Here is a 12,138-nt window from a genome sequence, read left to right as displayed (position 1 = left end):
AAAAGAGGGGCGTAGCGATGGTGATTGACGAGGCACGCGCGAGGCTTGCGACCATTCCAGTGCTGGCCGGCTATGACGGGCCGCTGGAACGCCTCGGCGGCCTCACCAATCTCGTCTTCAAGGCCGGAGATGTCTGCCTGCGCATCCCCGGCAAGGGCACCGAGGAGTATATCAACCGCGCCAATGAGGCGATGGCGGCGCAGGAAGCCGCTAAGGCCGGTGTAAGCCCCGATGTGCTGCATGTCGACGGCAAGACGGGCGTGATGGTGACGCGCTTCATCGCCGGCGCGGAGACGATGTCGCCGGAAAAGTTCAAGATCCGGCCGGGCAGCCCGGCGCGCGCCGGCGAGGCCTTCCGCAAGCTGCATACGTCGGGTGCGATGTTTCCTTTCCGCTTCGAGCTCTTCGCGATGATCGACGACTATCTGAAAGTGCTGTCGACCAAGGACGTCACCCTGCCGGAGGGTTACCACGACGTGGTGCGCGAGGCGGGGACGGTGCGCGAGGCGCTGGCCAAGCATCCTGCGCCGCTCACCGCCTGCCATTGCGATCCGCTGTGCGAGAACTTTCTCGATACGGGCGAGCGGATGTGGATCGTCGACTGGGAGTATTCCGGCATGAACGATCCGCTCTGGGATCTTGGCGACCTGAGTGTCGAAGGACAGTTCGACGCAGCGCAGGATGAAGAGATGATGCGCGCCTATTTCGGCGGCGAGCCTTCGCCGGCCGAGCGCGGCCGTGTCGTCGTCTACAAGGCGATGTGCGACCTCCTGTGGACGCTGTGGGGACTGATCCAGCTTGCCAACAACAATCCGGTCGACGATTTCCGCGCCTATGCCGACGGGCGGTTCGCACGCTGCAAGGCCTTGATGGAAACGCCGGAGTTTTCAAGGCACCTGGCGGCAGTGCGAACGGGTTACAGCAATTCCACATGAGAGCGGTTCCAGAGTTCCAGCGATCCAGTAAAAAGCTTGAATGCTCTAAAAGCGCATTGCGATTGAGCGGGGCAGGCGACATGATTTGGAGCAAAGCGCTGGACGTCCGCCTCTAGTTGAAAACCCTCTCTATTTCACTCATTGTCACTGTAACGTCAGACTTTTTGCAGTACCAGACGATCAGCGCGATGGTGCCGATGGGGAATAATCCCGCAAGGAGCTGATGCCAACCGCTTCTGTTGATGTCATGCAGCCGACGAGTGGTCATGGCAAGTGTCGGCAGAAGGACGGCAAGATTCCAAAGGGATGAGATAATTTCATTATTCACAACAGCATCAGCTATTATCGCAACGACAGAGACAATGAAAATGAAGAGGTAGGAATACCAGAACTCCGAGCGGCTGGCTCTGCCCGTAAAAGTCACATAATTTCCGAAAAAGCTTGAAATAGCTTCAGTAAAATTCATCGGATGCGGTATGTCCCCGAAACGATTGCTGCCAACTGGTGGTGCTCTTAAAACGAACACCAATGGCAAGCCGATAAGGACCAAAACTATCAGCCAATGCCATATAGAAAAACTACCCATCATTCCCCCTCTACCGCAGTTTTCGCGGAAATATTGATCTTGCTTACCCTGCCAAGAATCAATTCCGGATTGCGCCCGGCAGGCAACTTACACCGCAAAATATCGATGTAAACATCGGACTTTTTGACCAAACTCTCCTGCTATTCAGAGCGATAATCAGGCGCCGCTAAAACGCGCCGCTTCGAAACGGCACCATGTGACGCGTTCTATGCTTTGTTTTGATGCAACCGTGGACGGAAAGCCGTTTCACACCGTCCTGGAATTGCTTTAGTTCACGCCCTTTGGCACGTTCTCGGGCGGCACCACGGTGTCGACCACCTTCTGGCGATGGAAGATGAACAGACCGGCCAGCACGATGACGCCTGAGCCGATCAGGATGCGTGGGCTGGGAACGTCGCCGAAGAACACCAGCCCGAAGACCACAGCCCACAAGAGCAGCGTATAGTGCAGCGGCGCCAGCGTCGAGGCCGGCGCCAGCTTCAGCGCCCTGGTGATCATCAGATGCGCGCCGCAGGAGACAATGCCGAGCAGCAGCATGGCGCCGAAATCGAGCGCGGATGGCGTCTGCCAGTTGCCAATGGTCAGCACCGCGCCGACCAGCAGCGTGCCGATGGTCTGCCAGGTGACGAGCGAGGTGTCGCTAGTGCCACGCAGCCGGCGGTTGAGGATGATGGCGAAGGCAAAGGAAATACTCCCGACCAGCGCAAAGATCGACGACAGTGAAAAAGCAGCCGACGATGGTTTCAGCATGATCAGCACGCCGCAGAAGCCGACCAGGATCGCCATCCAGCGGCGCCAGCCAACCTTTTCACCGAGCAGAAGATGGGACAATGCCGCGACATAGATCGGCCCGGCCATGTAGAAGCTCATGACGTCGGCGAGCGGCAGATAGACGACGGCGGCGTAGAACAGCGCGGTGTCGAGCGTCGTCATGACGACTCGCAAAACCTGCAATTCGATGCGCTCGACGCGAAACAGCTTGCTGGTGCCCTGATGCGCGATCATCGGGCCGAGCACGAAAAAGGCGCCGAGCGAGCGGATCAGCACGACCTGGCCAACGGAAAAGCTGGCGACCAGCCATTTGCCCATCGCATCGTTCAACGCAAACAGGAAATCGCCGGCCAGCATCAGCAGAATGCCAGCCAAAAGCACGTTCCTGATCGTCGAATTCTGGGCTATCGGCTGTGCCATGCCGTTTTCGGTTCCTCCCGCATGTATCGCCTCGTAGACGCAAGCAGCCGGCTTGACGAGCGGAAATCGGGAAACCCGGCCGGACCAGAGCCGGAAATCGGCTGGGCCTATGGCGCAGATCGGCTTGAATGGCCGCTTCTCGAGCTGGACCGGGTTCGCCCTACTTCGGCCGCGGCCGGATGATGACCGGGCGATAGATCACCGGCCTGTCCCAGGGGTCGAAAGCCGAGGCGCTTCGCAGCTCCGCGCGCCGATCGAGATCGATGCGCTGCAGGCATTCGGCGAAAGCGTCGTTCTTCTTGGTGAAGCCGTAGGACCGGCATTTCGCCTCATCGGCGGCGCGACGATCCTCCGCCGTCATGCAGCCCGCGCAGAGCACCGCCAGCGCGGCCACCGTCACAGTCCTTTGCCACATCGCATTATCCTCCTCGGACTAAAGTGGAGATTTATTGTAGACTTAATTGTGGCCAAGCGAAGCGGGGAGCCTTGATGCAGAGAGGCCGGCCTGTTGGGCCTAACAAGCCGGCTCGCCTATGATAAAAAACCGGCCACCTTGTGCCGGCGATTCACCTGCGCCGGCCTGCCGGCGATCGACAGCCGCGTCTCCTGCTTCGTCCGCTCCGCAACCACCTTGCCCCTGGCGATGACGCAGAGGCGCTCGGGGCGCAAGCGTATGGCCTCGACCGGATTGCCGGCATCGAGGACGACGAGGCTGGCGCGCTTGCCGACGGCGAGACCGAGATGGTCCAGACCCATGATGGCGGCGTTGACATTGGTGACCATGTCGAAGCAGCGCGCCATGTCGGCCGGGCTCGACATCTGGGCGACGTGCAGGCCCATGAAGGCGACGTCGAGCATGTCGGCGGTGCCGAGCGAGTACCAGGGATCGAGCACGCAATCCTGACCCCAACCGACGCGGATGCCCATGGCCAGCATTTCCTTGACGCGGGTCAGGCCGCGGCGCTTGGGGAAGGTGTCGTGACGGCCCTGCAGCATGATGTTGATCAGCGGATTGGGGATCGCCGAGACGCCGGCCTCGGCAATCATCGGCAACAGCTTGGAGACGTAGTAATTGTCCATCGAATGCATGGAGGTGAGGTGCGAGCCGGCAACCCTGCCCCGCAAGCCGAGGCGCTGCGTCTCATAGGCCAGCTGTTCGATATGGCGCGACAGCGGATCATCGGTCTCGTCGCAATGCAGGTCGACCATCAGCCCGCGCTTTGCCGCGATTTCGCATAGTTCCGTCACGGAACGCGTGCCGTCGGCCATGGTGCGCTCGAAATGTGGAATGCCGCCGACGATGTCGACGCCCAGGTCGAGCGCGCGGATGGTGTTGTCGTGCGCCGTCGGCGAGCGGTAGAATCCGTCCTGCGGAAAGGCGACCAGTTGCAGGTCGATATAGGGTGCGACTGTCTTCCTCACGTCGAGCAGGGCTTCGACCGCCAGCAGCCTGTCGTCGCAGATATCGACATGGGTGCGGATGGCGAGCAGGCCCATGGCGACAGCCCAATCGCAATAGGCGAGCGCGCGATCGCGCACCGCCTCATGCGTCAACAGCGGCTTCAACTCGCCCCACAGCGAAATGCCCTCCAGCAGCGTGCCCGACGCATTGATGCGTGGGATGCCGTAGGAGAGCGTGGCGTCCATATGGAAATGCGGATCGACGAAGGGCGGCGAGACCAGATTGCCACGGGCATCGACCGCCGTGCCCGCTGTGACGTTCAGTTCGGGCTCGATCGCCGCGATCGTCTCGCCGATGATGCCAATGTCGGCAATCGTGCCGTCGGGCAGCGTGCCGCCTCGGACGATAAGGTCGAAATCCATCTGTCGTCATCCTCTCTAGGAATCACCGTGCCATCGTGGCGCAAAAGACAGCTTGCCGCAGCCGTTTGTTTCAACAGGGGTAGAAGGTTCCATCCGGACGCAACTCGCTCTATAAGCCGCCTTTCGCCCCCGTGGCGAATCCGAAATTCGTCTCAGCCAGGCATGGGATCAGCCATTTGTTTCGCTTCTTCCGTTCGACGGAAAACCAGCGCCTTATCGCAAGGCTGGTGAGGGAATCCTTCCACGAGCACAAGTTTGGATACGGCGCCGCCATCCTGTCGATGCTGGTGGTGGCCGCAATGACGGGTGCCAGCGCCTGGATCCTACGCGAAATCACCAATGAGTTCGTGATCTACAAGAGAGTCGAGCGCGTCAACTGGATCGCTGCGGCGGTGGCCGCGATCTTCGTCGCCAAGGGCATCGCCAATTTCGTCCAGGCCTATTTCATGAGCCGGGTCGGCAACAGTATCATCGCCGAACGGCAACGCAAGATCTACGACCGTATCCTGGAGCAAGGCATCGAGTTCTATCATTCGACCTCGTCGTCCGACCTGATCACACGTATGACCAACAACGCGCAGGCCGCACGCAGCGTCCTTGACCTCGTCGTCACATCTTATGTGCGCGACCTGTTGACCTTGCTTGTCCTGGTGGGGGTGATGGTCTGGCAGCAGCCGGCGCTGTCCCTGATCTGCTTTGTCATCGGGCCTATAGCCATTTACGGGGTCAACCGCATCCTGAAGCGCGTCCGCAAGATCGCCGCGCAGGAATTCCGCTCGCTCGGCCAGATCGTGCAGGTGATGCAGGAAACGGCAATCGGCGTGCGTGTCGTCAAATCCTTCGGTCTCGAAGGCGCGATGCGCAAGCGCATGTACAAGGCGGTGTCCGATGTCGAGAACCGCGCCAACAACATTGCTACGCTGGAGGCTGCCACCAGCCCGGTGATGGAAACGCTTGCCGGACTGGCGATCGCCGGCGCCATTCTGGTCAGCGGCCTTCTGATCCTGCAGGGCGGCCAGATGCCGGGCAACATCATGGCCTTCATCGCGGCGCTGCTGCTTGCCTATGAACCAGCCAAGCGCCTGGCCCGCGTGCGCATCTCGCTGGAAACCGGCATCGTCGGCGTGCGCATGATGTTCCAGCTCGCCGACCGGCCGCTGACGCTGGCCGAAAAGCCGGACGCCAAGCCGCTGCGGCCGGGGCCGGGCGAAATCCGTTTCGACAATGTCAGCTTTGCCTATCCGGAAAGCCCGGCGGTGTTCGATGGGCTCGACCTGACGCTGGCGGCCGGCAAGATGACGGCGCTGGTCGGGCCATCGGGCGGCGGCAAGTCGACCATCCTCAACCTGATCATGCGCATGTACGACCCGCAGAGCGGCAAGGTGCTGTTCGACAGCCAGGACATCTCCTACGCCACGCTCGCCTCGGTCAGGGAAAAGATCGCCTATGTCAGCCAGGACACGTTCCTGTTTGCCGGCACGATCATGCACAACATCAGGCTTGGGCGTCAGGACGCCACCGACGACGAGGTGATCGCCGCTGCCAGGGCCGCGAATGCGCATGACTTTATAACCGCCTTGGCCAAAGGCTATGAGACGGATGTGGGCGAGAACGGCGCGCTGCTTTCAGGCGGCCAGCGCCAGCGCATCTCGATCGCGCGCGCCATGCTGCGCAATGCGGAGATCCTGCTGCTCGACGAGGCGACCAGCGCGCTCGACGCCGAATCCGAGGCACTGTTCCGCGACGCGCTGCAGCAGCTGACGGTCGGGCGCACGACGATCGTCATCGCGCACCGGCTGTCGACCGTGCACCAGGCCGACACAATCGTGGTTCTGGAGGCCGGCAAGGTGGTGGAAAGCGGCCCGCACAAAACCCTGCTCAAGCAGGGCGGGCTTTATCAGAAGCTTTATGAATATCAGCTGATGCCTTGAGGGTCGTGTCGGATGTGGGAGCCGAGCCCCCCTCATCCGGCCCTTCGGGCCACCTTCTCCCCGAGGGGAGAAGAGATTGTCAACGTCGGCGCCAGCCTCTTCTCCCCAGCGGGGAGAAGGTGACCGCGAAGCGGCCGGATGAGGGGGCTCGGCGCGAACCTCACTCCGGCACGCGCCGCACGGCGCCCTTGTCGGCGCTGGTGGCGAAAGCAGCATAGGCGCGCAAGGCGGTCGTCACCTTGCGCTTGCGCTTTTCCTCGGGCTTCCAGCCAGCGGTTCCCCTGGCTTCCATCACGGCGCGGCGGGCGGCCAGCTCCGCGTCGCTGACCGCAAGACGGATGGTACGATTTGGAATGTCGATCTCGATCGTGTCGCCTTCCCTGACCAGTCCAATCAGTCCGCCTTCCGCCGCTTCCGGCGATACGTGGCCGATCGACAGGCCGGACGTGCCGCCGGAGAAGCGACCATCGGTGACCAGCGCGCAGGCTTTGCCCAGGCCCTTCGACTTCAAATAGCTGGTCGGGTAGAGCATTTCCTGCATGCCCGGGCCGCCGCGCGGTCCCTCATAGCGGATGACGACGACATCTCCGGCCTTGATCTCGTTCGACAGGATCGCCTTGACGCTGGCGTCCTGGCTTTCGAACACACGCGCCGGGCCGGTGAATTTCAGGATCGACTCATCGACGCCAGCGGTCTTCACGATACAGCCGTCGAGCGCCAGATTGCCTTTCAGCACGGCTAGACCGCCGTCTTTCGAGAAGGGCGTTTCCGCCGAGCGGATGACGCCTTTCTCACGGTCGAGATCGAGCTCGTCCCAGCGGCGGTCCTGGCTGAAGGCGACCTGTGTCGGCACGCCGCCGGGTGCAGCAAGGAAGAAATCGCGGACATTCTGGCTGGTCGTACGCGAAATATCCCAATGATCGAGCGCCTCGCCGAGGCTTGCCGTATGCACGGTCGGCAGGTCGCGATTGATCAATCCGGCACTGTCGAGCTGGCCGAGGATCGCCATGATGCCGCCTGCGCGATGGACGTCTTCCATATGAACGTCGGATTTTGCCGGCGCCACCTTGCACAGCACCGGAACCCGCCGCGACAGCCGGTCGATGTCCTCCATGGTGAAGTCGACCTCGCCCTCATGCGCGGCAGCCAGTATGTGCAGCACGGTGTTGGTCGAGCCGCCCATGGCGATGTCGAGCGTCATGGCGTTCTCGAAGGCGCCCTTGGAGGCGATGCTGCGCGGCAGCGCGCTCTCGTCGTCCTGCTCGTAGTAGCGCTGGGCGAGATCGACAACGAGATGGCCGGCCTCGACGAACAGGCGCTTGCGATCGGCGTGGGTCGCCAGCGTCGAGCCGTTGCCGGGCAGCGACAGGCCCAGCGCCTCGGTCAGGCAATTCATCGAATTGGCGGTGAACATGCCCGAGCAGGAGCCGCATGTCGGGCAGGCCGAGCGCTCGATGACCTTGACGTCTTCGTCGGAAATCTTGTCGTCGGCGGCCGCAACCATGGCGTCGACCAGATCGAGCGCCTGCGTCTTGCCGGCGAGCACGACCTTGCCGGCTTCCATCGGCCCGCCGGAAACGAAGACGGTCGGGATGTTGAGGCGCAGCGAGGCCATCAGCATGCCGGGCGTGATCTTGTCGCAATTGGAGATGCAGACCATGGCGTCGGCGCAGTGCGCATTGACCATGTATTCCACCGAATCGGCGATCAGCTCGCGCGACGGCAGCGAATAGAGCATGCCGTCATGGCCCATGGCGATGCCGTCATCGACGGCGATGGTGTTGAATTCCTTGGCGACGCCGCCGGCCTTTTCGATCTCGCGCGCGACGAGCTGGCCAAGATCCTTGAGATGGACGTGGCCCGGCACGAACTGGGTGAAGGAATTGACCACGGCGATGATCGGCTTGCCGAAATCGCTGTCCTTCATGCCGGTGGCGCGCCACAGACCGCGGGCGCCGGCCATGTTGCGGCCATGGGTGGTGGTGCGGGAACGATAGGCGGGCATGAACTTTCCTTAGCTGGCTGGCCGCGCCGAGGGATGGCGCGGCGGCGCTGAATTCGGATCGCAGGCGTTATAGACGCCGCAGCCTGGTCTGGCCACAATTTTGCAATGCGCCAGATTTTCCCAGGAAAATTTGATGACACTGTCGGATTGCGGGCCGCCCGGCCGTCCTTGAGCAAACGGCAGGGCAAAACGCCAAGCCAGGCCGTTTCACTGTGATAGCCAACTGAAACAGCCCGAGGAGCAAGCAAATGCAAAAGATCACCCCCTGCCTGTGGTTTGACGACCAGGCCGAGGACGCCATGAACCACTACATCTCCATCTTCAAGAATTCGAAGGTGCTGAGCGTGATGCGCTGGCCCAAGGGCAGCGGTGATAATGAGGGAAAGGTGTTGGTGGTCTCATTCGAGCTCGACGGCGTTCAGTTTCAGGCGCTCAATGGCGGGCCGCAATTCAAGTTCACCGAGGCAGTCTCGCTCTCCATCAACTGCAAGACGCAGGAAGAAGTCGACCATTTCTGGGACAGGCTCATCGAGGGTGGTGGCGAGCCCAGCCAGTGCAGCTGGCTGAAGGACAAATTCGGCCTTTCCTGGCAGGTCGTTCCCGAGCAGTTGCCGAAGCTGCTGCTGGACCCCGATACGGAAAAGGCCGGCCGTGTCATGCAGGCGATGATGCAGATGACCAAGATCGACATCGCCAAGATCGAAGAGGCAGCCAGGGGGTGATCGAACGCGCTCGTCCCTTCTCCCACAAGGGGGAAGGGACGCAGCTCATGCTGCCTTGTCGCGGACCTGATAATCCTTCACCGCCGCAAAACGGATCGCCTTCCAGCGCTCGGCCTCGTAGTTGAGCGAGAAGGCGTGCTGGGCGAGGAATACCGGGTCGTTGTCGAGGTCGCGGGCGATATCGCCGCGATGCGCCTCGATGAAGCGCTGGACCTCGGCCTTGTCATCGGCAGAGATCCAGCGGCAGACGGAAAAGCGCGACATTTCGAAATCGACGGGCAGCGTGTATTCGAAGTTGAGTCGCTCCTTCAAAACGTCGAGCTGCAGCGCGCCGACAACACCGACGATTGCCGGCGAACCGTCCTCCGGCGAAAACAGCTGCACGACGCCTTCCTCGGCCATCTGATGCAATGCTTCCTTGAGCTTCTTGGCCTTCATCGCATCGCCAAGGCGGACGCGGCGCAGGATTTCCGGGGCGAAGTTCGGCACGCCGCGGAACAGTATCTCCTCGCCCTCGGTCAGCGTGTCGCCGATGCGCAGCGTGCCGTGATTGGGGATGCCGACGACGTCGCCGGCAAAGGCCTCATCAGCGGTGACGCGGGTGCGGGCGAAGAAGAATTGCGGCGCCGACAGGCTCATCGGCTTGCCGGTGCGCACCAGCCTGGCCTTCATGCCGCGCTCGAGCTTGCCCGAGCAGACGCGCACGAAGGCGATGCGGTCGCGGTGGTTCGGATCCATGTTGGCCTGGATCTTGAACACGAAGGAGGTCATCTTGTCCTCGGTCGCCTCGACCTTGCGGGTGTCAGCCTCCTGCGCGCGCGGCGGCGGACCGTAAGCGCCGAGCGCCTCGATCAGGTCGCGCACGCCAAAATTGCGCAGCGCCGAGCCGAAATAGACCGGCGTCAGATGGCCTTCGCGGAAGGAATCGATGTCGAGCGGACGGCAGGCTTCGCGCGCCAGTTCCAGTTCCTCGATAAAGGCCTCACGTTCGTTTTCCGGCAAAAGACCGGCAACGCGGTTGGAATCCGGGCCGTTGACCGGCGTCCGCTCCTTCTCGGCGTCGCCCTTGCGCACGGCATTCAATGCCAGGTGATAGGTGCCGGCAAAGGTCTTGCCGCGGCCGATCGGCCAGGTGATGGGTGCGGTGTCCAGCGCCAGCTTCTGCTCGATCTCGTCCAAAATCTCGAACGGGTCGCGGCTTTCGCGGTCCATCTTGTTGACGAAGGTGATGATCGGGATGTCGCGCAGCCGGCAGACCTCGAACAGTTTCAGCGTACGCGGCTCGATGCCCTTGGCGGCGTCGATGACCATGACAGCACTGTCGACCGCCGAGAGCGTGCGGTAGGTATCGTCAGCGAAATCCTCGTGGCCGGGCGTATCGAGCAGGTTGAAGACATTGTCCTCATATTCGAAGGTCATCACCGAGGTGACGACCGAAATGCCGCGTTCGCGCTCGATCTTCATCCAGTCGGACCGCGTCTGGATGCGGTCCTTCTTGGCCTTGACCTCGCCGGCAAGCTGGATGGCGCCGCCGAACAGAAGCAGCTTTTCGGTCAGCGTCGTCTTGCCGGCGTCGGGGTGCGCGATGATCGCGAAAGTACGGCGGCGCGATACCGCGTTTTCGATGTCTTCAGCCAATTTATGGAATCCTGTCTGTGGCGCGGGCTTCTAGCAGCGCTTTTGCGGCCTGTCGAACAGTTTTGGCCGAACAGGCCTTGCCCACACTTGAGATAGGATCGTCGCAATGGCATCAGAAGATCCGGTTCGGCAAAGGTCAGGCATGAGCAAGCAAATCATCGTCATCGGCGCCGGCATCATCGGCGCCTCCATCGCCTGGCATCTCACAAGGGCCGGGGCGGAGGTGACGGTCATTGCCGACAGCGCCGCCGGCGGTGTCGCCACGCCGAATTCCTTTGCCTGGATCAATGCCAGCTGGGGCAATCCCGAGACGTATTTCCGGCTGCGCACCCGCGCCATGACCGAATGGACCCGGCTGGCGCAGGACCTGCCGGGCCTGCCGCTCGCCTGGTGCGGCGGCCTGTGCTGGGATCTGCCGGAGGCCGAGCTCGAGACCTATGCCACGGAGCATTCCGCCTGGGGCTATGGGATCGAACGTGTCGACGGAGCGGGGGCGGCGCGTATCGAGCCCAATCTGGCCGCGCTTCCGGATTTCGCCCTTTATGTGCCTGGGGAAGGCGTTGCCGAACCTGTTGCCGCCACGGAAGCGCTGCTGGCCGATGCCGAGCGGCATGGCGCCCGCGTCCTGGCCGGAACGGTTGTTACCGCGTTGACACAGACTGACGGCAGCGTTGTCGGGGTGGATACGTCCGCCGGGCTGATTGCCGCCGAGGAGGTGGTGATCGCGGCCGGTGTCGGGTCGCCGGACATCGCCGCGACCGCGGGCGTAAAACTGCCGATCGAGACACCGCCAGGCCTGATCGTCCATTCACGCCCCTATGAAAAATTGCTGAACGGCCTGGTTCTGGCCGAGCGGCTGCATATGCGCCAGACCGCGGAGGGCCGCATCATCGCCGGCTCGGATTTCGGCGGCGCCGATCCCGGCATGGATGCCGAAGCCACGGCGCGCGAGCTCTTCGCGGCGACGAAAGCCATGCTGCGGGGCGCCGACGGATTGGAGCTGGATTTCCATACTGTCGGCTACCGGCCGACGCCGATCGACGGCTTTCCGATCATCGGCCGCGCCGAGGGCGTCGACGGCCTCTATGTCGCGGTCATGCATTCCGGCATCACGCTGGCGCCCGCCGTCGGCCTGTTCGTCACCCGGGAGATCCTCGACGGCGACCGCGATGCGCTGTTGGCGCCCTACGGATTGTCACGCTTCACTTAGCGCATGACCCCCCGGAAACCTCGGTTTCCGGAAAGGATCATGCGCCAACTCAAAGTGTTAGAGCGTCCTTTGCGCGTCCAGTTGAACGCGCGGCGC

Annotated in this window: 10 protein-coding genes; 4 read left to right on the top strand and 6 right to left on the bottom strand. The window is 62.3% G+C overall.

Annotated features, from left to right (window positions below; genetic code table 11):
* Positions 1 to 17: 17 nt before the first annotated feature.
* The gene (locus tag OHD62_RS04450; RefSeq protein ID WP_263781222.1) at positions 18 to 935 is read left to right on the top strand and encodes a phosphotransferase family protein; all 918 of its coding nucleotides are present in this window, start codon (positions 18 to 20) and stop codon (positions 933 to 935) included.
* Between the two features lie 112 nt (positions 936 to 1,047).
* On the opposite strand, the gene OHD62_RS04445 is transcribed toward OHD62_RS04450, so the two are convergent.
* From OHD62_RS04445 to OHD62_RS04430, 4 genes are all read right to left on the bottom strand, one after another.
* Complete coding sequence (locus tag OHD62_RS04445; protein ID WP_263781220.1) at positions 1,048 to 1,521, bottom strand: DUF805 domain-containing protein; 474 nt, start codon at positions 1,519 to 1,521, stop codon at positions 1,048 to 1,050.
* A 267-nt stretch (positions 1,522 to 1,788) separates the two neighbouring features.
* The gene (locus tag OHD62_RS04440) at positions 1,789 to 2,712 is read right to left on the bottom strand and encodes a DMT family transporter (protein WP_263781217.1); all 924 of its coding nucleotides are present in this window, start codon (positions 2,710 to 2,712) and stop codon (positions 1,789 to 1,791) included.
* 160 nt (positions 2,713 to 2,872) lie between these two features.
* Entirely contained in the window at positions 2,873 to 3,127 is a 255-nt protein-coding gene (locus OHD62_RS04435) for a hypothetical protein (RefSeq protein ID WP_263781216.1), read from the bottom strand.
* A gap of 116 nt (positions 3,128 to 3,243) precedes the next feature.
* Entirely contained in the window at positions 3,244 to 4,536 is a 1,293-nt protein-coding gene (locus OHD62_RS04430) for an amidohydrolase family protein (protein ID WP_263781215.1), read from the bottom strand.
* Positions 4,537 to 4,712: 176 nt separating this feature from the next.
* On the opposite strand from OHD62_RS04430, the gene OHD62_RS04425 reads away from it, so the two are divergent.
* Positions 4,713 to 6,467 carry an ABC transporter ATP-binding protein gene (locus OHD62_RS04425; RefSeq protein WP_263781213.1) on the top strand — a complete coding sequence of 585 codons (1,755 nt, stop codon included), beginning with the start codon at positions 4,713 to 4,715 and terminating at the stop codon, positions 6,465 to 6,467.
* Positions 6,468 to 6,627: 160 nt separating this feature from the next.
* Here the strand turns inward: OHD62_RS04425 and ilvD are convergent, their stop codons facing one another.
* Entirely contained in the window at positions 6,628 to 8,472 is a 1,845-nt protein-coding gene (ilvD, locus tag OHD62_RS04420; RefSeq protein ID WP_263781212.1) for a dihydroxy-acid dehydratase, read from the bottom strand.
* A gap of 248 nt (positions 8,473 to 8,720) precedes the next feature.
* On the opposite strand from ilvD, the gene OHD62_RS04415 reads away from it, so the two are divergent.
* A complete protein-coding gene (locus OHD62_RS04415) occupies positions 8,721 to 9,194 on the top strand; it encodes a VOC family protein (RefSeq protein ID WP_263781210.1) in 474 nt (157 codons plus the stop codon).
* 45 nt (positions 9,195 to 9,239) lie between these two features.
* Here OHD62_RS04415 and OHD62_RS04410 read toward each other — a convergent pair whose 3' ends face one another.
* Positions 9,240 to 10,832, bottom strand: a complete 1,593-nt coding sequence (locus tag OHD62_RS04410; protein ID WP_263781209.1) for a peptide chain release factor 3 — start codon at positions 10,830 to 10,832, stop codon at positions 9,240 to 9,242.
* A gap of 142 nt (positions 10,833 to 10,974) precedes the next feature.
* Here OHD62_RS04410 and OHD62_RS04405 point away from each other — a divergent pair, with 142 nt between their 5' ends.
* A complete protein-coding gene (locus tag OHD62_RS04405) occupies positions 10,975 to 12,042 on the top strand; it encodes an NAD(P)/FAD-dependent oxidoreductase (protein ID WP_263781208.1) in 1,068 nt (355 codons plus the stop codon).
* Positions 12,043 to 12,138: the final 96 nt, after the last annotated feature.

This window comes from Mesorhizobium sp. YC-39 (genome assembly GCF_025753795.1).
In the GTDB taxonomy this organism is placed as follows: Bacteria; Pseudomonadota; Alphaproteobacteria; order Rhizobiales; family Rhizobiaceae; genus Mesorhizobium.
The sequence above is the reverse complement of the archived record's forward strand: the minus strand, read 5'-3'. Positions and strand labels throughout refer to the sequence as shown.